This is a genomic window from Aminobacter sp. AP02, assembly GCF_003148805.1.
Classification (GTDB): Bacteria; Pseudomonadota; Alphaproteobacteria; order Rhizobiales; family Rhizobiaceae; genus Aminobacter.
The window spans coordinates 12,488-36,039 of record NZ_QGGX01000006.1; the positions used below are offsets into that span (position 1 = coordinate 12,488).

The window sequence follows — 23,552 nt, forward strand, 5'->3', positions numbered from 1 at the left end:
CCCCTTTTCATTTCTGGCCTGCGAAGGCCGCGGAACCTCGGCGGATTGGCAGGCGCCAGCCTAGCCTGACGCCCAGCGTCGCGACCGCGATCAGCGCCATGCCCACGCATTGCGCGATTCCGATCGGATGGTCGTAGATCGCCCAGTCGATGATGATGGCGACAACGGGATAGATGAAGGTGAGCACGCCGATGACCGGCGTCGTCAGCCTGGGATAGGCGGAGAACATCATCACATAGGCGATGCCGGTGTGGAGCACGCCGATGCCGACCAGCCAACCCCATGACGCCAGCGGAACATCACCGGAAATGTTGGCGAAGGGCGCGAGCATGACAACGCCGACGACCGTCTGGCACAGTACCGTAATTTCCGGGCGCTGTTCGCCCAAACCCTTGGCAAGGATCGTCACCACCGCGTAAAGGAATGCCCCGCCCAGCGCCATGGCGATGCCGGCCATCCAGGTGGCTGTGACAGGATTGTCGGAAACGACGAGGCCACTCGCCAGCACGACGCCGAAGAAAGCAGCTACCATCCAGGCGACCTGGTCGGCGGTGATGCGCTCCTTGAGGAACAGCACCCCGATCAGCACCACGAAGAACGGCTGGATGTGATAGACGATGGTCATCACCGCGATCGAGGTCTTGGCGAAGCCGGCGAAGAACGCCGTCCAGCTGAATACCATGCAGACGCCGCACAGGGCCGCGCGGGCGAGACGCCCCCACGACAGCGACCGATCTGGCAGGTAGCCGCGCAGCAGGCACCAGGCGCCGAGGAACAACGCGCCGAACAGGCAGCGCCAGAACACCGTGGTGACCGGATCGAGCCCGGCCTCGGTAACGAAGGCGCCGACGGTGCCGGCAATCGCCATGGCGACAGCGAGATTGAGGGCGGGAAAGCGGGAGGTGCTGGTCATGCTGGTGTTCCGATGGCGATTGCCAAGCAAGCCAGCATTGACGACTTCATTCAAACGAATAGATTTGGCGAACCCTATTCGAATTGTTGATATCGCCATGGCCATGCCGCTCGACCTCGACCTGCTCAGGACCTTCGTCGCCGTTGCCGACAGCGGCAGCTTCTCTCATGCCGCGTCACGGGTCGGCCGCAGCCAATCGGCGATCAGCATGCAGATGCAGCGGCTGGAACAGACCACTGGCAAGCAGTTGCTGGTCCGTGGTCCCCGCCTTGTCACACCCAACGCCATCGGCGACGAGCTTTTGGTCTATGCCCGCCGGCTGCTGAAACTGTCCGACGAGGCGTGGGCGAGCGTCACCCGGCCGGAGGAAGCCGGCAGCGTGCGGCTGGGCGTGCCCGACGATTATGCGGCGTTCCTCTTGCCGTCTGTGCTGTCGCGCTTTGCCGCCGCCCATCCGCTGGTGACTGTGGAGCTGATCTGCGAGCAATCGACCTCGCTGGTGAAGACCTTCGCCGAGGGCCGGCTCGACCTCGCAATCATCACGCGCGGACCGGAACAGGCGATCGAGGTGCTGCAGCGCGAGCGGCTCGTCTGGGTCGCCTCGCCCAACCATGTCGCCTGGGAGATCGATCCCCTGCCTGTCGCCCTGTTCGAACCGGGCTGCGTGGCGCGCAAGAGCGTTCTGAAGGTGCTGGGTGCCGCCGACCGGTCGTTCCGCAGCACCTATTCCAGCGCCAGCCTGCTCGGGCTGATCGCCGTCGTACAAGCGGGACTGGCGGTTGCCGGCCTCGCCCAGCGCAGCGTGCCGCCGAGCCTGCGGGTCATAGGTGAGGCCGAAGGCCTGCCGCCTTTGCCCGACATGGAAATCGGCATCCTGCGCAACCCGCAGGCAGGCAATTCCGCGGTCGAACGGCTCTACGACTTCCTCCGCCGCGACCTGGCGCAGCAATCCTGACCGCCGCAGTCTGGTCCTTCGTATGCCTGCCATGCATTCAGCGCATTGCTGCAATGCAGCAGCATCGCTTGCGCAAAGGGCATATTAGCGAAAATGTAGATCTAAATCGTTTCAGCTCTCCCAGAGTCCGCCATGCCCTTGCCGATCTTCGCTCTGGCCGTTGCATCCTTTTGCATCGGCACCACCGAATTCGTGATCATGGGGCTGTTGCCTGAGGTCGCGGCCGACCTCGGCGTGTCGATACCGGCGGCGGGACTGCTTGTTACAGGCTACGCGCTCGGCGTCGTCATCGGCGCCCCGATCATCGCCATAGGCACGGCGAGACTGCCGCGCAAACCGGTGCTGATCGGCCTTGCCATGTTGTTCGTGCTCGGCAACCTGCTCTGCGCCATCGCGCCGACCTACTGGACGCTGATGGCCGCCCGCGTCATCACCGCCTTCGGCCACGGCGCTTTCTTCGGCATCGGCTCGGTGGTGGCGGCAAGCCTTGTACCCATGAACCAGCGCGCCAGCGCCATCGCCCTGATGTTCGCCGGCCTGACGCTCGCCAACATACTCGGCGTGCCAGGCGGCACCGCGCTCGGCGAAGCCTTCGGCTGGCGCATGACCTTCTACGCCGTCGTCGTCATCGGCCTGATCTCGGTCGCAGCGATTGCCTTCCTGGTGCCGGCGGGCGTTGCCCCTCCCGGCAAGGGCGGCGTCGCCGGCGAGGTCAAGGTTCTGGGCAAGCCGCAAGTGTGGCTCGCCATGATCATCTCGGCACTCGCCTCGGGCAGCCTGTTTGCCGTCTTCACCTATATCAAGCCGATCCTGACCGACGTGACCGGCATGTCGGTGCATGCGGTGACCTGGGTGCTGCTCCTCTTCGGCGGCGGCATGACCATCGGCAACATCATCGGCGGAAAGCTGGCCGACTGGAAGCTGATGCCGACAGCTCTGGGCGCATTGATCGTCATGGCAGCGATCCATGTCGCCTTCGCCGCATGGAATACGAGCGCGCCGCTGGCGATATTGCTTGTCTTCATGTGGGGCGTCATCACCTTCGTCATCGTGCCACCGATGCAGATGCGCGTCGTCGAGACCGCATCCGACGCGCCCAATCTGGCCGCGACGCTCAACCAGGGCGCCTTCAATGCCGGAAATGCCGCCGGCGCCTGGATTGGCGGTGCTGCGATTTCCTGGGGCGTGAGCTATGCCAATCTGCCTCTGGTTGGCGCCACCATCGCGCTGATTGCCTTCGCCGTGGCGCTCTTTTCCTTCGCGCTCGACCGCCGTGACGCAATTCAGCAGGCGGCATGACGCTTTAGCGATTGTCAGCAGGCCGTCGCTGTTGTAGCCACTGCAGTGATGGTTCCCGTTGCCGGTTCGGGCAGCGGGTTAAATGGGAACACGGTGAGACGTCTTGGACGCGAAACCGTGGCTGCCCCCGCAACTGTGAGCGGATAGCAAGTCGGAAACATGCCACTGGCCAACGGGCCGGGAAGGCTCCGAGGCGCGATCACCCGCAAGCCAGGAGACCTGCCATCATCCGATTAACTCAACCGGCCGGGGTGTGCCGCGGAGATGATGATGGTTGCGACTGCCCTATTTTCGTGCCGGCGCGCTCCCCGGATCGCTTCGCCTGCTCCGCCTGATCGCGGAGACAGGGCATGCTCGATCGCGTCCAAGCCGCTAGCCGCCTCGTAGGCGCGACCCCGGCACTTCTGGAACTCGATGGCGTCAGCTGGGGGCCTCGTGTCTCCACGCCAATCCTCAAGCCGGTGACACTGTCGGTCACCCCGGGCGAACTGCTCGCCATCGTCGGCCCCAACGGCGCCGGCAAGTCGAGCCTGCTGCGCTGCCTCTACCGCTATCACAAGCCGACGGCTGGCACCGTTCGCCTCGACGGCACCGACATCTGGTCGATGAAGCCGCGCGACTGCGCCCGCCGCATCGCAACCGTTCTGCAGGAAGGCGCCTCCGACTTCGGGCTGACCGTCGCCGAGATCGTCGAGCTGGGTTTGACGCCGCACGTCACCAGCTTCGGCACCAGCGACGACGACTACGATCACGTCGAGGCAGCCCTTGCCCTGCTCGGCCTGACGTCATTTGCAGCACGCGACTTCGGCTCGCTGTCGGGCGGGGAGAAACAGCGGGTAATGATTGCGCGCGCGCTGGCGCAGCGGCCGGACCTTCTGATCCTCGACGAGCCGACCAACCATCTCGACATCCGCCACCAGCTCGAGGTGCTGGAGCTGCTCGGCAATCTCGGCTGCACCGTCATCGTCTCGCTGCACGACCTGGCGCTCGCCTCGGCTCACGCAGACCGGGTGCTGGTGATGGATGGAGGCCGCGCGGTCGCCTGGGGTGCGCCGTCGGACATCCTGACGCCTGAGCGTATCCGCCAGAGCTTTTCCGTCGGCGCCACCCTCGACGACCATCCGGTCACCGGCCGCCCGCGCTTTTCCTTCCACCTCGAACGCTGACCAGAAACAAGGAGCCATCATGCGCCTGCCCATCATTGCCGCCGCCCTGCTTGCCACCTGCGCCTCAGCAGCGGCCAGCGGCTTCCCCGTCACCGTCAAGAGCTGCAACCGCGACGTGACCTTCGAAGCCGCGCCAAAGCGTGCCGTCTCCCATGACGTCAACCTGACCGAGATGATGCTGGTGCTCGGGCTGGCCGACCGCATGGTCGGCTACTCCGGCATCTCCGGCTGGAAGACGCTGGACGAGAACCTGCGCAAGGGCGTCGGCGAACTGCCCGAACTCGCGCCGAAATACGTGACCAAGGAAGTGCTTCTCGGCGTCGACACCGACCTGTTCTTCGCCGGCTGGAACTACGGCATGAAGGTTGGCGGCGACGTGACGCCCGACACGCTCGCCCCCTTCAACATCGCGGTCTACGAGCTGACCGAAAGCTGCATCCACATCATGAAGAAGGACAAGTCGTCGCTTCAGGACATGTATGCCGACCTGCTCAATCTCGGCGCCATTTTTGGCGTGCGCGAGAAGGCGGAGACGCTTGTTGCCGGCTACGAGAAGGAGCTTGCCGACTTCCAGGCCAAGCTGCCCAGGCTCGACAAGCCAGTCAGCGTGTTCCTCTACGATTCCGGCGAGCAGAAGCCGTTCACGGCGGGCCGCTACGCCATGCCGACCGCCATCATCGAGGCCGCCGGCGGCAAGAACATCGTCGACGACGTCGAGTCGAGCTGGGTCGAGATCGGCTGGGAGCCTGTCATCGAGCGCAACCCCGACATGGTGGTGATCGTCAACTACGGCGAGGTGACCGCCGAGCAGAAGATCGAGTTCATGCGCACCAACCCCGCCTTCAAGGACATCGACGCGGTCAAGAACAACGGCTTCTTCGTGCTCGAATACAATGAGGCGACGCCGGGACCGCGCAACATCGCGGCCATCAAGCGCCTCGCCGCCGCAATGCGGGCCGACTGAAAGTGTCGCACCGCCACCTCGTCGCAGGGCCACGCCACGCCCTGATTCACGCCATGCCGGCCCTGATACCGGGGTTGGCCATCGTGCTCGTCATCGCCATGGTGATTGCCGTCGGCGTCGGGCCGGTGGCGATCCCGCTCGAGACCGTGTGGGGCGTCATCGCCAACAAGCTGATGCCCGGAAGCGTCGAGGTGGCGTGGTCGAGCGGCCGCGAAAACATCGTCTGGGACGTGCGCGCGCCACGTGTCATCCTCGGCGCCGTCGTCGGCGCCTCGCTGGCGCTGGTGGGGGCGGCATTGCAGTCGGTGACGCGCAATCCCCTCGCCGATCCCCACCTGCTCGGCATTTCCTCCGGTGCCGCCTTCGGCGCGATCATGGCGCTGATCCATGCCGGCATGGTGCTCGGGACCGTCACCGTGCCGGTCTTTGCCTTCGCCGGCGCGCTGGCGGCAACCGCACTCGTGCTCGCCATCGCCAATCTGGCACGGGTCCAGTCGGCCGGGCAGCTGATCCTGGCCGGCGTCGCCGTCAGTTTCATCATCTCGGCAGCCGCCAATCTTCTGATCTTCATCGGCGATCCCAAGGCGGCGCATGTCGCGATCTTCTGGATGCTCGGCGGGCTGGGCCTGGCGCAGTGGAGCCAACTGCCCTACCCGCTCATGGCGCTTGTGCTTGGTGCAACCTGGCTGATGATGCAGACCCGCAACCTCAACGCCATGACGCTGGGCGACGAGAGCGCCACCGCGCTTGGCATCCCGGCACGCGCCTTCCGGCTCAAGGTGTTCGTCGTCTGCGCGCTGCTGACCGGCTGCGCGGTTGCCTATTCCGGCGTCATCGCCTTTGTCGGCCTGATGATCCCGCACATCGTGCGTTTCTTCGTCGGAGGCGATTATCGCCGAGTTCTGCCTCTGTCAGCGCTGGTAGGGGCTATCTTCCTGATCGCCGCCGACATGGCCGCCCGCACGGTTGTGCCACCACAGGACATGCCGCTCGGCATCGTCACCGGGCTGATCGGCGGGGTGGCTTTCGTGGTGCTGATGCGCCGCCGCACGACAAATTGAGGGTCAGTTGGTAATGCAATGCAAGACGACGCAAATCCGGTTGCGTGGTCCCGAATTCGCCGCTATGCATTCGGCCATGAACACGACTTCGCTCCAGAACAATTGGTGGCGGGCCAGCTGACAGCGGCCTCTTGAAGCGCGTGCGCGTGTAGATTGTGATGGCCGCAACGGGATTTCCGGGCGGCCATTTGCTTTTTTCGAACCAGGCTCCGGACGCTCCCACTGCAAGAGATGGAGACGGGAATGACGTTGGAATTGCTTGAAAACGGCGCCGAGCGCTACGTGACGTCAGGCGGGGTGTCGATCACCCGGCAGCGCCACGAAACCGCCTATGCCGGGGCGATCGAGACCTATCTAGACGGGCTCAACAGCCGCCGCGGCGCAGTGTTTTCCTCAAATTACGAATATCCCGGCCGCTATACCCGCTGGGACACCGCCATCATCGACCCGCCGGTGGTGATCTCGGCACGCGGACGCTCGATGAAGATCGAAGCGCTGAATGCCCGCGGCGAGGTGATGTTGCCGGTGATCCGCGCCGTGCTGGTGCCGCTCGTCGAGCTGACGATCACCGAGACGACAAAGCGCCTGATCGCGCTCGAAGTGGCTACGCCCGGCCGTGTATTCACCGAGGAGGAGCGCTCGCGCGTGCCTTCGGTGTTCACCGTCCTGCGCGCCATCACTGCCCTGTTCAAGTCGGACGAGGACAGCAATCTCGGCCTCTACGGTGCTTTCGGCTACGACCTTGCCTTCCAGTTCGATCCGGTCGAGCACACGCTGGTGCGCAAGGACAGCCAGCGCGACCTGGTGCTGTTTTTGCCCGACGAGATTCTCGTCGTCGACCACTATTCGGCCAAGGCCTGGCATGACCGCTACGACTACTCCGGCGAGGGCTTTTCGACCGAGGGCATTGCGCGCGACAGCGTCGTCGAGCCGTTCGAGCCTTCCGACCGCATTCCCCCGCGCGCCGACCACGAGCCGGGCGAATACGCCCAGCTGGTGCGCCGGGCGATGGACAGCTTCAAGCGCGGCGACCTGTTCGAGGTCGTTCCCGGCCAGATGTTCTACGAGCGCTGCGAGACGGCACCTTCGGAGATTTCGCGCCGGCTGAAGGCGATCAACCCCTCGCCTTATTCGTTCTTCATCAATCTCGGCGAAGGCGAGTACCTGATCGGGGCCTCGCCCGAAATGTTCGTGCGGGTCAATGGCCGCCGCGTCGAGACCTGCCCGATCTCGGGCACCATCAAGCGCGGCGACGACGCCATCTCCGACAGCGAGCAGATCCTGAAGCTGCTCAATTCGAAGAAGGACGAGTCGGAGCTGACCATGTGCTCGGACGTCGACCGCAACGACAAATCCCGCGTCTGCGAACCCGGCTCGGTGCGTGTCATCGGCCGCCGCCAGATCGAGGTGTATTCGCGCCTCATCCATACCGTCGATCACATCGAGGGCCGCCTGCGCGAAGGCATGGACGCCTTCGACGCGTTCCTCAGCCACGCCTGGGCGGTGACCGTCACCGGCGCGCCCAAATTGTGGGCCATGCGTTTCATCGAGCAGAACGAAAAGAGCCCGCGCGCCTGGTATGGCGGGGCGATCGGCATGGTGCATTTCAACGGTGACCTCAACACCGGCATGACGCTGCGCACCATCCGCATCCAGGACGGCATCGGCGAGGTACGCGCTGGCGCCACCCTGCTCTACGATTCCGTCCCCGAGGAAGAAGAAGCCGAAACCGAACTGAAGGCCTCAGCCATGCTTTCCGCCATCCGCGACGCCAAGACCGGCAATGCCCCCGGCACCGAACGCGCCACCGCCCGTGTCGGCGAAGGGGTGAAGATCCTGCTCGTCGACCACGAGGACTCGTTTGTCCATACGCTGGCCAACTACTTCCGGCAGACCGGCGCCGATGTCTCGACAGTGCGCTCGCCAGTGCCCGAAGAGATCTTCGACCGGGTCAAGCCCGACCTCGTCGTCTTGTCGCCCGGCCCCGGTACGCCGAAGGATTTCGACACCGCGGCAACGATCAAGAAAGCGCGGGCGCGTGACCTGCCGATCTTCGGCGTGTGCCTGGGCCTGCAGGCGCTGGCCGAAGCCTATGGCGGCGAACTCAGGCAGCTTGCGGTGCCGATGCACGGAAAACCCTCGCGAATCCGCATCTCCAAGCCCGGCATCATCTTTTCCGGCCTGCCCAAGGAAGTGACCGTTGGCCGCTATCACTCGATCTTCGCCGACCCGGTGCGCCTGCCTTCCGACTTCGTCGTAACCGCCGAAACCGAGGACGGTGTGATCATGGCGCTTGAACACAAGAAAGAACCGATCGCGGCGGTGCAGTTCCACCCCGAATCGATCATGACGCTCGGCCACGACGCCGGCATGCGCATGATCGAAAACGTGGTCGCCCACATGCCGCGTAAGGCCAAGGACAAGGCGGCCTAGCGGCCGCTTTCAGCGTCCAAGCCGACAGGAGCCTAAACAGAAGATGATGACACAGACCCAAACGCAGGGCTCAGCCGCGCGCAGCCAGCCGTCCTCGGCCAAGCGGCGCGTTGCCAAGATCGCATTTTGGTCGATCATCGTCGGCTCGGCGGTGATGGCGTTGAAGTTCGTCGCCTGGTGGCTGACCGGCTCGGTCGCGCTTTATTCGGACGCGCTGGAGTCGATCGTCAACGTGGTGGCCGCTATGGCCGCCTTCTGGGCTATCAAGATCAGCCACAAGCCGGCCGACCTCGATCACCAGCATGGACACCACAAGGCCGAGTATTTTTCGGCGGTGCTCGAAGGCGTGCTGATCATCGTTGCCGCGCTTTTGATCCTGTTCGAGGTCTGGCGCAGCTGGGGCGTCCCCATGAATGCCGACGAGCCCTGGCTCGGCCTCGGGATCAACGGCTTTGCCGCGGTTATCAACGCGTTCTGGGCCGGCATGCTGATCCGCGTCGGCCGCTCCGAACGCTCACCGGCCATGGTCGCCGACGGCCATCACATCATGACCGACGTGGTGACGTCCGCCGGCGTGCTGATCGGCCTTGTCGGCGCGCTCGTCACCGGCTGGACGATCCTCGACCCCGTGCTGGCGGTGATCGTTGCCCTCAACATCCTGTGGCAGGGCTGGCACGTCATCAGCTCGTCGATGGACGGGCTGATGGACCGCGCGGTCGAACTCGACGAGCACATGCGCATCCGCGACATCATCTCGGCAAATTCCAAGGGCGCGATCGAGGTGCACGACCTCAAGACCCGCATCGCCGGGCGCGCCACCTTCATCGAGTTTCACCTGGTAGTCGACGCCGACATGAGCGTGGGTGAAAGCCACGTCATCTGCGACCGCATCGAAGACGCGCTGAGGGAAGAGATCCCTTCGGTTCGCGTCATCATCCATGTCGAACCTGATGACGAGGCCAAGCTGCCCAAGGGCACGGTCGCGGTGCCCTTCGCTTGAACTGGTCGTCCACGCGCCATGGTGCCCGGCTGCTGCCTTGCGCCTTGCCAGTTGAATCGGATTGACACCAAAGGCGCGCAAACTTCTGATCCGCCGTGCTAATATGCTCTCGTTCATGGGCGGCGCCTAGCATGCGCAAGCCGCCGCCCAAGGGCAGGTCAGTCGATCTGGATGTTCGCGTCCTTGACCACCGGGGCCCATTTGGCGAGTTCGGCCTTGACGTGGGCGCCGAGTTCCTCGGGCGTGGAACCAACGATCCTGGCGCTGAAGCCGTTCATCTTTTCGATGACAGCAGGGTCGGTCATTGCCTTGTTGGCCGACGCGTTCAGCCGGTCGACAGCCTCCTTGGGCGTGCCGGCGGGCGCAAACAGCGCATTCCAGGTGTAGGTTTCGTAGCCCGGAACGCCTGCCTCCGCGATCGTCGGCACATCGGGGAAGGATGGCGCACGCTCGGCGGTCGTCACGCCAAGTGCCCGCAACGTGCCGCCTTTGATGTGTGAGGAAGACGACGGCAAATTGTCGAACATGATCGGCACCTGGTTACCCACCACGTCGTTCAGCGCCGGGCCTGCCCCCTTATAGGGAATGTGCTGGATATTGACGCCGGCCATCGCCTTGAACAGCTCGCCGGAGAGATGCAGCGGCGTGCCGTTGCCCGACGAGGCATAGGCATATTTGTCGGGTTCGGCCTTCAGCAGGGCGACAAGCTCCTGCACGTTGTTGACCGGCAGCTGCGGATTGACGACGAGCACGTTGGGAACGACGACCAGCAACGAAACCGGGGTGAAATCCTTTTCCGGATCATAGGGCTTGGTCTTGAGGATCAGCGGGTTGAGCGCATGCGTGGCAACCGTGCCCATCAAAATGGTGTAGCCGTCGGGCTCGGCACGGGCGACGCGGTCGGCGCCGATGTTGCCGCCGGCACCGGCGACATTCTCGACGACCACCTGCTGGCCGAGATCGTCCGACATCTTCTGCGCAATGATGCGGGCGACAACGTCGGTCGAACCGCCCGCGGCAAACGGCACCACCAGCGTCACTGTCCGGTCCGGGAACTGCTGTGCAGATCCCTGCGGCGCAAGCGCCAGCAAGGAAACGGCGGAAAGCCCTAGGGCCAGCGTCATACGTCGCGTGAACTTGGAAATCATCAGTGCGCACCTCCCATCTTGGCGGCGGCACCTCGAAGCCAGCCGCGTGAAACGGCAAGCGTATGAACTTTGCATACGCTGTCAATGCGACGTTGGGGGTAGACGGAAGTCGCAAACGAATGCCCGCGCGGCAGTTTTCGTTCGGTACGCCAGGGCCATGGCATCCAGCCGGCCTTGGCCTTGTATTTTGCGTCCAGCGATACTGACATCAGCGACCAAAAGTGTCTAAGACGGCGCCATGAAGCCAAACCCGCAGCCCGCTGCCCCGCTCACCAACACCAAACCCTGGCTACAGTGGTTGCTGCTGCTGGTGTGCTCGGTAGTGCTGGCCGGCGTGCTCGAGACGGCGCACTTGCCCGCCGCGCTGTTGGTCGGGCCGATGCTGGTCGCCATTCTGCTCGGCAGCAACGGTGCGACCGTGCGCGTTCCCAGGCCGATGTTCGTTTCGGCACAGGCGTTCATCGGCTGCCTCGTCGCCAGTTCGATCTCGACCGGCATCTTCACCACGTTCGCCGCCGAATGGCCGCTGTTCTTGGGCGCGGCCATCGCCACTGTCGCCGCCAGCAGCTTTCTTGGCTGGTTCATCTCGCGGCTGAAAGTGCTGCCGGGCACGACCGCCGTGTGGGGCTCGGCACCGGGCGCGGCCACCGCCATGGTGCTGATGGCCGACGCTTTCGGTGCCGACGCGCGGCTTGTCGCCTTCATGCAATATCTGCGCGTCATCATGGTTTCGGTCGCCGCAGCGGTCATCGCCAGGCTTTGGGTCGACACATCAGGTGTCGAAGCGCCCGCGCTCGAATGGTTTCCGGCTATCGTTTGGCCAGCCTTTGGTGCCATGATCGGCGTCGCGGTGGTCGGTGGAACGCTTGGCTATCTCCTGCGCATCCCCTCACCCTATTTTGTCGGTGCGATGATCCTCGGCGCGGTCGTGCACCTTGGTTTCGGCGTTGAGCTACAGCTGCCGGAATGGCTCCTAGCGCTCGGCTACACGCTGATCGGCTGGTCGATCGGGCTCAATTTCACCCGGCCGATCCTGCGCCATGCCGCACGCGCTTTGCCGCAAGTGATCGGCTCGATCGCCGCGCTGATGGCCTTTTGCGGCGCGCTGGCTTTCGGGCTGCACACCATCCTTGGCGTCGATCCGTTGACCGCCTATCTCGCGACAAGCCCCGGCGGCATGGATTCCATCGCGATCATCGCCGCAGCCTCAAAGGACGTCGACCTCTCCTTTGTGCTGACCTTGCAGATGCTGCGCTTTTTGATCGTGCTGATGTTCGGTCCTGCCCTGGCCAAGCTGGTGGCCAAGGCGATCAAGGATTGAGACTCCCGGACTACGCTCTCTCTCCTTGCGGTTGAGACCGCTGCCACCCTTGCGCGCCCAAGACGGCTCCTGTAAGAGAACGGCCATGACTTCGCGCAAGACCAACGAAATCTCCCGTCCGGCCGCTTTTGCGGGCGAGACGCTGCGCGCGCTTTCTTCGGCTCTTCTTCTTCTCGGCCTTATCGGCGATCGCCGGGCTCGTTAAGGGAGCGTCCGGCGGTCGAATTGCCGCCGAGGCATTAGCTCCTTTGCTCTTCACAACAGAACCGAATTTCTGATTTAAGACCGCTGAAGCATGCGCGCTATGCCGTGCATGGCGGCCAAGAGAACGAGACCGACAATGAGCAAGACCACCCCCGCAGCCGATGCCGGCCGGAGCGCCGGCATGCCGATCGCCGCAGTCAAGTACCAAGCCTACCACAAGATCGACCTGCCCGACCGCACGTGGCCGTCCAAGGTTATCGACAAAGCGCCAATCTGGTGCTCGGTCGACCTGCGCGACGGCAACCAGTCGCTCGTCGATCCGATGGGCCACGATCGCAAGGCGCGCATGTTCCAGCTGCTGCTCGACATGGGCTTCAAGGAAATCGAGATCGGCTTTCCCTCGGCCTCGCAGACCGACTTCGATTTCGCCCGCTGGTGTATCGAAGAGGGCAATGTCGCCGACGACGTGTCGCTGCAGGTTCTCGTCCAGTGCCGCCCCGAATTGATCACCCGCACCTTCGAGGCCCTGAAGGGCGCGCATAAGCCGATCGTGCATTTCTACAATTCGACCAGCGAATTGCAGCGTCGCGTGGTGTTCGCAAAGGACGTCGCGGGCATCAAGCAGATCGCCACCGACGCGGCCAAGATGATCACCGACATGGCGGCCAAGGCTGGCGGCGGCTATCGCTTCGAGTATTCACCCGAAAGCTTCACCGGCACCGAACTCGAGGTCGCGCTCGAAATCTGCAATGCGGTGACCGAGATCGTCAAACCTACGCCCGACAACAAGCTGATCATCAACCTGCCCTCGACGGTCGAGATGGCGACGCCCAACATCTATGCCGACCAGATCGAGTGGATGTGCCGCAACCTCGACAATCGCGAGAACCTGATCATCTCGCTGCACCCGCATAACGACCGCGGCACCGGCATCGCCGCCACCGAGCTCGGCCTGATGGCGGGTGCCGACCGTGTCGAAGGCACGCTGTTCGGCAATGGCGAGCGCACCGGCAATGTCGATGTCGTCACGCTGGCGCTTAACATGTTCACGCAAGGGGTCGATCCAGAACTCGACTGCTCGGACATCGAGCGCATCAAGGAAGTCTACGAATATTCGAACCAGATGGTCATTCCGGAGCGCCATCCTTACGTCGGCGAGCTGGTCTACACCGCCTTCTCGGGCTCGCACCAGGATGCCATCAACAAGGGAATGAAGGCGATCAAGGTCGCCAACAAGCCATTGTGGGAAGTGCCCTACCTGCCGATCGATCCACAGGACGTCGGCCGCAGCTATGAGGCGATCATCCGCATCAATTCGCAATCGGGCAAGGGCGGCATCGCCTATGTGCTGCAGGCCGACTATGGCCTCAACCTGCCGCGGTCGCTGCAGGTCGAGTTCAGCCAGGACATCCAGCAGATCACCGACGCCGAAGGCAAGGAAGTCTCACCGAAGCGCATCCACGAGCGTTTTCTCGAGGTTTATGTCGACCAGCCACGCGCGCGGCTGAAGTTCGTCGACCACCAGACCTTCCCGGATCCGGTGATGAAGGGACGTCGCGTCGTCGAAGCAACCATTGTCGACAATGGCAAGGAAGTGATGATCTCCGGAACCGGCAACGGCCCGATCGACGGTTTTGTCGATGCGCTTTCGCGCCACATCGGCATCGACCTGTCGGTGCTCGACTATTCCGAGCATTCGATCCAGCGCGGCTCGAACGCCTCGGCGATCTGCTACATGGAAGTCGAACACCCGGCAGGTCGCCTGTTTGGCGCCGGCATCAACACCAATATCGTTGCTGCTTCGCTTGAAGCGGTGGTTTCGGCGGCCAACCGCATCCTGTCGCGTTAAGGTTAACTCGACTTCCAACACGCCTCGTCCGTGGATAACGGGCGAGGCGTTTGCCCATCATTGTTCAGCGCGCTTGTGCGCCGACGCCAGCTGTCTATGATCGGGCCATTCGTACCGGTTCGAAAAGGGTCGATACTTGGTTGCCTCCACGCCTGCTGCCCCCGCAGTGCGCGAAGCGCTTGAGCGGCTAGTTGCCAGCGAGACCTTCGGCCGTTCCGACCGGGCACGAAAGTTACTGCGATATCTTGTGGAGCGCGAGCTCGCCGGCGAAGCCGAGCGGCTGAAGGGTTTTGCGATCGCAGTGGATGTCTTCGGCAAGGATGCCGAATTCGATTCAGCCACCGACGCAGTGGTCCGCGTCCAGGCCGGGCGCCTGAGGGAACTGCTGGCGCAATACTATGCCGCCGAAGGCAGCACTGACCCTATCCGCATCGTCATTCCGCGCGGCAGTTACGTCCCGACATATGAGGCAGCCGCCTTGCCCGAAGCGCGCCTCTCCGGTGGAGTGCCAGGCGAACCCGCCATCGGGGCATCCGATACCGCCCACGGTGAGAACCTCCCGCAGCAAGGCGAGGAACCCCAGGCCGATCCCGCTTACTCCGGCACGAGCGTCAAGCGGCAGCTGCGCTTTTTCTGGGCAGCGATGGCGTTGGTCATCGTCATGCTCGGCATACTGGTTTTCCGCAACTTCGGCGGCCCAATCGGAGCTGACTTCGCCGGCCTGGCAGATTTCCGCGGGGCCACTTCAAGCATCGGCCAGGCCGTGGATGAACTGCCGGCCGTACATATCCACTCCGTCTCGGAGGACGGGCAGACGGCGCGCGTGGCAACCGTGTTGCGGACGGCACTGTCGGGCTTTGACACGATCGACCTGATAGCCCGTGACAAGTCCGAAACCACCAGGCGCGCTGATGCCACTGACTTCGATTTCACCGTCAATGCCGGCCCCAGCAGCGGGTCGGTGCTTGTCGAGCTTCAACACATGGCCAGCGGCAGGATCCTGCTGTCGCGCGTCTTGTCGCCGGAAGAGGTCAGCCCCGACGCCATCGACGACCAAATTGCCGAAATAGTCTCTTCGGCGATCCCGGCATCAGGGAAAATTTATGGCTATATCGAGCAGAATGGACTTCAGCGGGGGCTGACCACCTGCCTGTTGCTGAGCGGTGACTACTACATGGATCAGAACGCCGCCAAGCATCGCACCGCCTACCAGTGCATGGAGCAACTCTCCAAGCGCGGCGCGAAATCGCCTATCGTCTACGCAGAACTCGCCTCGCTGCAGCTGGAAGCAGTGACCGACAACTATTCCTACCCACCCAACGCCTCGACAGAAGGTGCGTATGCCCTCGCCCACAGCGCGGTGCAGATGGGCTCCACAAGCCCTTACGCGCATCGCGCATTCGGCTATCTGCAGTCGCGTGTCGGCGACGGCACCGATTCCATGCGCTGGACACGCAAGGCCTACGAACTCAACACCTACGACCTGACCATGGCCGCTTCCTACGGCTACGCTCTTGTGCTGTCGGGCGCCTACAGCGATGGCGTGCCGATCATGAAACGCGCCGTCGAGAGTACCAGCGCTCACCCCGGCTGGTGGGACTATGGCTTGTTCCTTGGCGAGTTCATGCTGGGCAATCGCTACGCAGCAGCCCGTGCCGCAACTGCACTCACAGCGAAAAAGAAACCGCACTACGTGGCTGCGCGCCTGATCGCTGCGAACTTCATCGGCGATTCCAACTTGGCTTTGGAGTTGTCCAAGGAGCTTTCCGCGAACTACCCGGCTTTTGCCAGCGATCCGGCCGCCACCTTCACCAAGGGCAAGTACCCGGCCGAACTGACGAGGTCGCTGACCAAGGCGCTGCGCGCTGCAGGATTGGGCAGCCAGATCTGAGCGCCGGGGCGTTTCCGGCGCGTTTTACGCGTAACTGGCCGCTTTACGCATAACTAAATTTATGCCATTGGCGCTCATACAATGTTTTACATTTTGTTACCTTGTAATTAGAACTCTCTACGGATTTGTTTTCAGGTCATTTGAGCCACGATGAATTCTTCCATCCATGCGGCCGTTCGGGGAAGCGGCAAGAATGTGGTGGTGTTGCTACATGGTTTCGGGGGTTGCAGCGGCGTCTGGGGCGATGTCGTCGATCGCCTGGACGGGGCATTCACTACAATAGCCTACGATCTGCCGGGGCACGGCCAGTCGCTTGACTATCCCAAGGCAGGACCAGCCAAGGTAGCGGCGAAGGCTGTGTTGGCCGATCTGGCTGCTCGCGGCATCGACCGCGCCCATTTCGTCGGCCACTCCATGGGCGGTGCCGTGGCAACACTTGCGGCGCTCCTTGAACCCGAACGCGTGGCTTCCTTGACGCTGCTCGCGCCGGGCGGCTACGGTCCGGAAATCAATGGCCCCCTGCTCCGACGGTATGCGGCAGCGACCTGCGCCGACGAGATCCGTATCTGCCTCGCCGAGATGTCGAGCCCAGACAGCGCCGTGCCGGAAACAGCTGTCCGCGAACTCGCCGAGATGCGCAGCCGAACTGGCCAGAGCGAGAAGCTGATCGCCTTTGCCGAAGCCATGACCGCCAATGACAAGCAAGGCGTCATCTCGCGCGACGACCTCGCGACCCTGACGATGCCGGTGATGGTGGTGTGGGGCACTGACGATGCGGTCTTGCCCTACAGCCACGCCGACGACTTGCCCGCGGGTTTCCTAATCCACCATGTGCTGGAGATTGGCCATATGCTGCCGGAGGAAATGCCCGCCCTTGTTGCCGACATCGTGCGCCGCATGAGCCGCAGGCGCCAGCGGCCCCAGCCGACCCTGGCTGCCTGAGACACCAGATGAATCAAATCGTGCACGACGCCCGCTAACTGCTTGTGCAAAAATATCTTTCGGACTGCAGCACATTCATGCATGTGCGTCGGGGATACAGTTCCGCCGCGATCGTGACTATGTTAACTCTTGCTTAACCGAGATCCGAGGCAAGAGGCCATGAGCGACGACAAGGTGAGCGCGATGAGACCGGCGCGCGTGCTGTCGGACGCAGTTCGCGACGTCAAGAATGCCACGGCCGACCGCACCGATGTGGTGGTCGACCTGCGCGATGCCCACCGTATGAGGCTCGAACTGCTGGCCGCGGAACTCGAACCGGTCTTCGCCGACGTGCCGAAAGACATCGACAATTTCGATTTCACCATCTCCTCCGGCCTCCAGCCGCGACTTTGGATAGACGCGGTGAGCCACGTCGCCCTTGGCCGCGACCGACGTACATTCCGCTTTGTCCGTGACACCCGTATCGGCCGCGTCGTGCTGGCAGAATCCACCGACCCAAAGCGCGTAGCCGACCAGGTGACGCGCTACATCGCCGAACGCATCGTCGAGCGCCAGCAGATGATGGATGGCGGAGCCGATCCGGCGCTGCCGGGGTTTGCCAGGGAGACGGTTGCCGAAGCCGAGCCACCAATGCGGCGTTTGGGCCAACCCGTCTGGTCGAACGTCCTGTCCGGCTTCGGCTTGCTCGTTGCCGGTGCAGTCGCCGGCATCGCGGTAATGGCGGCACTCTACTGGCTGCGCCTCGCCGCCACCGGCGTCAGCTTCTGACCAGCAAGGCCCTGTGTGGCGCTATAGCGGTAAGGTCTATCGTTGAAACCTCCGACGGCGGCGCCGCCGGCACCGAAAGCCCACGCCGGGTCAACTGCACGTTCCAGTTCCCGCGCTCGCCCGAGATGTCGAGCAAGTTGAACTGTGCGGCGGGCCTGAGGCCACCTGCCGCCTGGCCGGCAGCGGCGACACCGACCACCGGAACCATCCCGGTGTGCCCTTCGATCCAATGAAGCGTTGGCAGATGCGAATGGCCGTGGAGCACGAGCTCGGCGCCGCTTTGCCGTATCACCTTCTGGAACTTGCCGATGCCCAACAAGCGCTTGTGCTGGCCCACAGCACCGCGCACCGGCGGATGATGGATCATCACCACCCTGAAAAGATCGCGCTTGCCCGTTTCTTCAAGAATCCCAGCCAATCGTTCGGCCTGGCCTTCGCGGAAAAAGCCGCTGGCCATGAAGGGGGCAGTCGCACGCGCCGTCGACACCCCGATCAGCGCCACGTTCGGGCGGATGCGCAGATAGGGAAAGCTCGTACGTCGAACCGGACCGTGCGAGCCGTCGCCACTCATCCACGGCGCCCAGGCGTGGCAGGCCTTGTCGAAGGCTCCGGGCACATAGGCGTCGTGATTGCCCGGCACGACCGAGACATCGGTCGGCGCGCCGAGCGTTTGGAGCCATAGCCTTGCCAGCTCGATCTCGCCGTCGAGCGCCAGATTGACGAGGTCGCCGGTCACCGCAAGGTGGTCGGGCACTTGTGCCTTGAGGTCGGCGACGATCGCATCGACGATGCCGTCATGATGGTGGCGGCGGCGGTTTCGCTGCCAGTTGACGTAGCCGACCACACGCTTGGAGGCGAGGTCGCGATAGGTTACATCCGGAAGCGGACCAAGATGGACATCGGAAATATGGGCAAGCCTGAACATCACACTCTTTTAGGTCACGCGATGGCGGCTTTCCAGCCATGGCGACACGCGTGATGGTCAATGTTGTCAATTCCGATCCGCTTCACCTGAGCCCGTGGTCGCGCCTGCGCGGGCACCTGTTCCATTTCTATTTCCTGCTGCGGAGGCCAATGACGCTCGGCGTGCGCGGCCTGGTCCATGACGCCGAGACCAATTCCGTCTTCCTGATCCGCCACACCTACGTGCCGGGCTGGCAATTGCCGGGCGGCGGCGTCGAGGTTGGCGAGACCTTCGTCGAATCGCTGACACGCGAACTGGAGGAAGAAGGCAACATCACGATTGTGGCCCCGCCGGTGCTGAGGTCGATCCACCTCAACAAGCAGGCGACGCGGCGCGACCATGTCGGTTTCTATCTGATCGAAACCTTCAGGCAGGATCAGCCCAAGGCGCCGGACTATGAAATCGCCGAAGCAGGCTTCTTCCCGCTCGACGCGCTGCCGGAAAACACGACGCCGGCAACCCGGCGGCGGATATCAGAAGTTTTTGAGGGTGTGGCAGCATCGCCCTATTGGTGACAGGCCCGCCACAACCTTCATGGCAGCCCGTCGAACCCGGTTTTGAGGCAATCAGACTGGAGCCGAGCGCCCTCGTGGTTCGACAGGATCACCATGAGGGCTACTGAGCGGCTACCGAGTGCGGCTCACGCCGCCTTCAGCAACTTTCCCCGGTTGTGCGGCGCCGTAAGATCGACCTCCGGCCCAACCGGCACGATGCCGGTCGGATTGATGCCGGTGTGGCTGCCGTAGTAGTGCGCCTTGATGTGAAGCAGGTTCACCGTCTCGGCAACGCCGGGCACCTGATAGAGTTCGCGCAGATAGTTCGACAGGCTCGGGTAGTCGGCAATCCGGCGCAGGTTGGTCTTGAAGTGTCCGACATAAACCGGGTCGAAGCGCACCAAAGTGGTGAACAGCCGCCAGTCGGCCTCGGTCAGTCGGTTGCCGACCAGATAGCGCTGGTGCGACAGCCGCTCTTCCAACGTATCGAGCGCTGCGAACAACTCGTTGAAGGCTTCCTCGTAGGCGGCCTGCGTGGTGGCGAAGCCGGCGCGGTAGACGCCATTGTTGATCGAGGGGTAAACCAGTTCATTGACCGCATCGATCTCGCCGCGCAGCGCCTGGGGATAGAAATCCAGCGAGGCGTCGCCCCATTCGTCGAAGGCCGAGTTCAGCATGCGAATGATCTCGGATGACTCGTTGGAAACGATCGTCTTTTCCTTCTTGTCCCAAAGCACCGGCACGGTGACACGGCCCGAATAGGTCGGATCGGCCTTGGTGTAGATCTGGTGCAGGAAGTCGAGCCCGTAGAGCGTATCTCCGGTGGCGCCGTCGTCGGTTCGGAAGGTCCAGCCGTTCTCTCCCATGTAGTGATGCACCACCGAGACCGAGATGACTTCTTCAAGCTTTTTCAGCGCGCGGAAGATCAGCGTCCGGTGCGCCCACGGACAGGCGAGCGAAACATAGAGGTGATAGCGACCCGGCTCAGCCTTGAAGCCGCGCGTGCGGCCTTCCGCCGGTTTGCCGTCGACAGTGATCCAGTCGCGCCACTGCGAATGCGAGCGTACGAATTTGCCCCCTGTCGACTTGGTGTCGTACCAGCGGTCCTGCCATTTGCCTTCAACCAGCAATCCCATGGTTAAGTCCTTTCGTTTGCCTCCATGTAGGGCACGACGGGCTTAATCCGAAGGGTCACAGTCTGAACGGATCGTCAACAACAGGCGCACATCGATCAAATGCACGATGGACGGACGTCGCAAATGATGCTAGCGGGCATTTCGATGTCACATTGTCTTGCACATATCCGGATCGACCGACGACGAATGAGCGCATGCGCTTGAAGCGCTGACTTGCGACCGCTGCGGCTTGGCCCGCGGCATCTCATCCCAGGACACCGGACTGCAAAAACATGACCCTTGCCGACGTGACTTATCTGCCGGAAACCCCCGCGCACGACCTCGAAATCGATGACATCAACGCCGAGGCCTTCGGCCCGGGGCGCTTCACCCGCGCAGCCTACAAGATCCGCGAAGGCGGCCCGCATGACCGGTCGCTGTCCTTTGTCGCCACGCATGGTGGACAGGTGATCGCCTCGGTCAGGATGACACCGATTGCCGCCGGCGAAGGGCGCGCGCAGATGCTCGGCCCGCTTGCCGTCCGTCCTGATTTCAAAAACATGGGCATCGGCCGCAAGCTCGTCGCCATGGCGCTCGCTGCTGCCGAGAAGGCAAATGAGCCAGCTGTGATCCTGGTTGGCGACGAACCCTATTACGGACCGCTTGGCTTCACTCGCATCCCGCGCGGCCAGATTGAAATGCCGCGCCCAGTCGATCTCAACCGTCTGCTCGCGCATGAGATCGTGCCGGGTGCGGTGGCCCTGCTTTCCGGTGAAGTCTGCCACGCACATCTGGCCAAGACACCGCAGCGCATGCCCGAGCCTGCCTGAGCCAAGCGCGAGCCTTCGACTGCCGAAACCGATTCCGGTTTTCGGGCCGATGCGGTAGAGCATTCGTTCACAGCAACAGAGGACTAGGCTGACATGAATCCAAATGGGCAGATCGCAGTGGTCACCGGCGCCGGCTCCGGCCTTGGCGAAGCCACCGCACGCGCACTCTCAGCCAAGGGTGCCAAGGTCGCAATCCTTGATCTCAGCCTCGAACGTGCTGAAAAGGTTGCCGCAGACATTGGCGGCATCGCCGTGCGCTGCGACGTCAGCAACGAGGAAAGCGCTGTCGCGGCCTTTGCCGAAGTGAATGAGAAACTTGGCACCCCGCGCATCCTCGTCAACTGCGCCGGCATCGCCGTGGGCGTGAAGACGGTGGGCAAGGACGGCCCGCATCCGCTCAGCGTCTTCCGCCAGGTTGTCGAGGTCAACCTGATCGGCTCTTTCAACATGATCCGGCTGTTTGCCGATGGTGCATCGAAGCTCGAGCCACTGCAGGGCGGCGAGCGCGGCGTCATCGTCAGCACAGCATCAGTCGCCGCCTATGACGGCCAGATCGGCCAGGCCGCCTACTCCGCCTCCAAGGGCGGCGTCGTCGGCATGACGCTGCCGATCGCGCGCGACCTCGCTCTCTCGGGCATCCGCGTCGCAACCATCGCGCCTGGCATCTTCAAGACGCCGATGATGGCGGCGATGCCGCAGGAAGTGCAGGATTCGCTCGGCGCCGCCGTCCCCTTCCCGCCGCGCCTCGGCGAGCCGTCCGAATATGCCGCGCTGGCCCTGCACATCGTCGAGAACCAGATGCTCAACGGCGAGACCATCCGCCTCGACGGCGCGATCCGCATGGCGCCTAAATAAGCGCCGAAAAGCCCTGGGATAGACTATGCTCCGGCCCCGGTAGCGTAAGCTTCCGGGGCTTTGTTGTCTTTGGCTACAGGACACTCTTGCCAACCCCCCAGGGCCAACGATAAGTAGATAAGAATTGTCATATTTGATGGTGCAGCAGTGGAAGAGCGCAAGAAGGATGTCATCCGGGAGACCGACGCCGAGGCGATCGCGCTCGCGCGTTCGCTGCTGCGCACGGCCCGTCACGGCGCGCTTGCCGTCATCGAGCCGGAAACCGGGTCTCCGCTTGCAAGCCGCGTCGGCACAGCCACCGACGTCGACGGCACGCCGCTGATCCTGATCTCCGGCCTGTCAGCCCACACCAAGGGCATCGTCGCCAATCCCGTCTGCTCGCTCCTGGTCGGCGAGATCGGCAAGGGCGATCCGCTGGCCTATCCACGCATCACGCTGTTTTGCCGGGCTGTTCGCCTCGAACGCGGCACGCCAGAGCAGGCGCGGGCCGAGCGCCGCTACCTCAACCGCAATCCCAAGGCCAAGCTCTATGTCGGGCTTGGCGATTTCGCGATTTTCCGGCTCGAACTGGAGCGCGCCAACCTCAATGGCGGCTTTGGCAAGGCCTACCTGCTGAGCCGCGATGACCTGCTCCTGCCCAGCCCGGCGGTGGAGGCCATTGCGAATGCCGAACAGTCGGCACTCGATCACATGAACGCCGATCACCGCGAGGCGATAGCCATCTACGCCAGCCATTTCGGCAAGCTCGCAGACAAGGCCTGGGTGCTCAGCGGCTTTGATCCGGAAGGGATGGATCTGGCGTCGGGCGACGAGACCGGGCGGGTTCTTTTCCCTGAAATGCTTGCAGAAGCGGCAGATCTCAGGCGAAGCCTTGTCGAAATGGCGAAGGAAGGTCGCGCAGCAAAGTCTTGATTTTTTAAATGAAAGCTGATTGTGCTGGAATAGCTAGATCGGCTAATGATTCCACTAACGATCTGGTTTGGTAATTCGGCGTTGTTGCCCCCATGACGCCGGAAAGCATTGCGGATACACGGGGTACCCATGAAACCGAAAAAACTGACGGCCAATGCGGAAGCCGCGGCCTCCTTGCTCACGCTTATGGGCAACGAAAAGCGGCTGATGATCATGAGCCACCTGCTCGACACCGAGATGTCGGTGGGCGCGATCGCCGAAAAGGTTTCCTTGAGCCAATCGGCCCTGTCGCAGCATCTTGCGCGCCTGCGCAACGAAGAACTGGTCGAAACACGTCGCGACCGGCAGATGATCTACTACACCTGCAAGTCCGAGGCCGTGCGCAAGCTGCTCGGCACGCTGGAAGGCATCTTCGAAGACGCCTGACCATCGTCCAGCCTTTTCTAGGCTCCCATAGCGGCCTGCCCT

Annotated in this window: 21 protein-coding genes and 1 riboswitch; of the genes, 17 read left to right on the plus strand and 4 right to left on the minus strand. The window is 63.2% G+C overall.

All coding sequences use genetic code 11. From position 1 onward, the window contains the following. Positions 1 to 7: 7 nt before the first annotated feature. Positions 8 to 913: an EamA family transporter gene (locus tag C8K44_RS09000; RefSeq protein WP_109575687.1), complete on the minus strand. Its 906-nt coding sequence runs from the start codon at positions 911 to 913 to the stop codon at positions 8 to 10. A 97-nt stretch (positions 914 to 1,010) separates the two neighbouring features. On the opposite strand from C8K44_RS09000, the gene C8K44_RS09005 reads away from it, so the two are divergent. The 7 genes from C8K44_RS09005 to C8K44_RS09035 all read left to right on the plus strand — a co-directional run bounded on the left by C8K44_RS09005 (position 1,011) and on the right by C8K44_RS09035 (position 9,791). Continuing rightward, positions 1,011 to 1,868 carry a LysR substrate-binding domain-containing protein gene (locus C8K44_RS09005; RefSeq protein ID WP_109575453.1) on the plus strand — a complete coding sequence of 286 codons (858 nt, stop codon included), beginning with the start codon at positions 1,011 to 1,013 and terminating at the stop codon, positions 1,866 to 1,868. Between the two features lie 132 nt (positions 1,869 to 2,000). After that, complete coding sequence (locus C8K44_RS09010) at positions 2,001 to 3,167, plus strand: MFS transporter (RefSeq protein WP_109575454.1); 1,167 nt, start codon at positions 2,001 to 2,003, stop codon at positions 3,165 to 3,167. A 32-nt stretch (positions 3,168 to 3,199) separates the two neighbouring features. Next, a riboswitch (cobalamin riboswitch) is annotated at positions 3,200 to 3,409 on the plus strand. 108 nt (positions 3,410 to 3,517) lie between these two features. Continuing rightward, positions 3,518 to 4,333, plus strand: a complete 816-nt coding sequence (locus C8K44_RS09015) for an ABC transporter ATP-binding protein (protein WP_109575455.1) — start codon at positions 3,518 to 3,520, stop codon at positions 4,331 to 4,333. Positions 4,334 to 4,352: 19 nt separating this feature from the next. Then, positions 4,353 to 5,297 carry an ABC transporter substrate-binding protein gene (locus C8K44_RS09020; RefSeq protein ID WP_109575456.1) on the plus strand — a complete coding sequence of 315 codons (945 nt, stop codon included), beginning with the start codon at positions 4,353 to 4,355 and terminating at the stop codon, positions 5,295 to 5,297. A 53-nt stretch (positions 5,298 to 5,350) separates the two neighbouring features. Next, on the plus strand, positions 5,351 to 6,358 hold the full coding sequence (locus C8K44_RS09025; RefSeq protein ID WP_109575688.1) for an iron ABC transporter permease: 1,008 nt from the start codon (positions 5,351 to 5,353) through the stop codon (positions 6,356 to 6,358). Between the two features lie 243 nt (positions 6,359 to 6,601). After that, on the plus strand, positions 6,602 to 8,791 hold the full coding sequence (locus tag C8K44_RS09030) for an anthranilate synthase (protein WP_109575457.1): 2,190 nt from the start codon (positions 6,602 to 6,604) through the stop codon (positions 8,789 to 8,791). 46 nt (positions 8,792 to 8,837) lie between these two features. After that, complete coding sequence (locus tag C8K44_RS09035) at positions 8,838 to 9,791, plus strand: cation diffusion facilitator family transporter (RefSeq protein ID WP_109575689.1); 954 nt, start codon at positions 8,838 to 8,840, stop codon at positions 9,789 to 9,791. A 158-nt stretch (positions 9,792 to 9,949) separates the two neighbouring features. On the opposite strand, the gene C8K44_RS09040 is transcribed toward C8K44_RS09035, so the two are convergent. Next, the gene (locus tag C8K44_RS09040; RefSeq protein ID WP_109575458.1) at positions 9,950 to 10,939 is read right to left on the minus strand and encodes a tripartite tricarboxylate transporter substrate binding protein; all 990 of its coding nucleotides are present in this window, start codon (positions 10,937 to 10,939) and stop codon (positions 9,950 to 9,952) included. Positions 10,940 to 11,177: 238 nt separating this feature from the next. Between C8K44_RS09040 and C8K44_RS09050 the strand changes: the two genes are divergently transcribed. From C8K44_RS09050 to C8K44_RS09070, 5 genes are all read left to right on the plus strand, one after another. Beyond that, the gene (locus C8K44_RS09050; protein ID WP_109575460.1) at positions 11,178 to 12,260 is read left to right on the plus strand and encodes an AbrB family transcriptional regulator; all 1,083 of its coding nucleotides are present in this window, start codon (positions 11,178 to 11,180) and stop codon (positions 12,258 to 12,260) included. Between the two features lie 313 nt (positions 12,261 to 12,573). Then, positions 12,574 to 14,313, plus strand: coding sequence for a 2-isopropylmalate synthase (gene leuA / locus C8K44_RS09055; RefSeq protein WP_199227057.1), 1,740 nt, complete (start codon positions 12,574 to 12,576; stop codon positions 14,311 to 14,313). A 136-nt stretch (positions 14,314 to 14,449) separates the two neighbouring features. Then, positions 14,450 to 16,204: a hypothetical protein gene (locus C8K44_RS09060; RefSeq protein ID WP_199227058.1), complete on the plus strand. Its 1,755-nt coding sequence runs from the start codon at positions 14,450 to 14,452 to the stop codon at positions 16,202 to 16,204. Between the two features lie 150 nt (positions 16,205 to 16,354). Further along, the gene (locus C8K44_RS09065) at positions 16,355 to 17,146 is read left to right on the plus strand and encodes an alpha/beta fold hydrolase (RefSeq protein ID WP_109575462.1); all 792 of its coding nucleotides are present in this window, start codon (positions 16,355 to 16,357) and stop codon (positions 17,144 to 17,146) included. Positions 17,147 to 17,305: 159 nt separating this feature from the next. After that, positions 17,306 to 17,914, plus strand: coding sequence for a hypothetical protein (locus C8K44_RS09070; protein ID WP_109575463.1), 609 nt, complete (start codon positions 17,306 to 17,308; stop codon positions 17,912 to 17,914). Here the strand turns inward: C8K44_RS09070 and C8K44_RS09075 are convergent. After that, the gene (locus C8K44_RS09075) at positions 17,904 to 18,839 is read right to left on the minus strand and encodes a metallophosphoesterase (protein WP_109575464.1); all 936 of its coding nucleotides are present in this window, start codon (positions 18,837 to 18,839) and stop codon (positions 17,904 to 17,906) included. The two genes, C8K44_RS09070 and C8K44_RS09075, sit on opposite strands and share 11 nt — an antisense overlap. Positions 18,840 to 18,877: 38 nt before the next feature. Between C8K44_RS09075 and C8K44_RS09080 the strand changes: the two genes are divergently transcribed. Continuing rightward, positions 18,878 to 19,393, plus strand: coding sequence for an NUDIX domain-containing protein (locus C8K44_RS09080; protein WP_245417427.1), 516 nt, complete (start codon positions 18,878 to 18,880; stop codon positions 19,391 to 19,393). A 125-nt stretch (positions 19,394 to 19,518) separates the two neighbouring features. On the opposite strand, the gene C8K44_RS09085 is transcribed toward C8K44_RS09080, so the two are convergent. Next, positions 19,519 to 20,508, minus strand: a complete 990-nt coding sequence (locus C8K44_RS09085; protein ID WP_109575465.1) for a glutathione S-transferase family protein — start codon at positions 20,506 to 20,508, stop codon at positions 19,519 to 19,521. A gap of 272 nt (positions 20,509 to 20,780) precedes the next feature. Here C8K44_RS09085 and C8K44_RS09090 point away from each other — a divergent pair, with 272 nt between their 5' ends. From C8K44_RS09090 to C8K44_RS09105, 4 genes are all read left to right on the plus strand, one after another. Next, positions 20,781 to 21,317 carry an N-acetyltransferase gene (locus tag C8K44_RS09090; RefSeq protein WP_109575466.1) on the plus strand — a complete coding sequence of 179 codons (537 nt, stop codon included), beginning with the start codon at positions 20,781 to 20,783 and terminating at the stop codon, positions 21,315 to 21,317. A gap of 93 nt (positions 21,318 to 21,410) precedes the next feature. Beyond that, positions 21,411 to 22,172 carry a 3-hydroxyacyl-CoA dehydrogenase gene (locus C8K44_RS09095; protein ID WP_109575467.1) on the plus strand — a complete coding sequence of 254 codons (762 nt, stop codon included), beginning with the start codon at positions 21,411 to 21,413 and terminating at the stop codon, positions 22,170 to 22,172. 147 nt (positions 22,173 to 22,319) lie between these two features. Next, positions 22,320 to 23,084 carry a HugZ family protein gene (locus tag C8K44_RS09100; protein WP_109575468.1) on the plus strand — a complete coding sequence of 255 codons (765 nt, stop codon included), beginning with the start codon at positions 22,320 to 22,322 and terminating at the stop codon, positions 23,082 to 23,084. Between the two features lie 129 nt (positions 23,085 to 23,213). After that, a complete protein-coding gene (locus tag C8K44_RS09105; protein WP_109575469.1) occupies positions 23,214 to 23,510 on the plus strand; it encodes a metalloregulator ArsR/SmtB family transcription factor in 297 nt (98 codons plus the stop codon). The last annotated feature ends 42 nt before the right edge of the window (positions 23,511 to 23,552 follow it).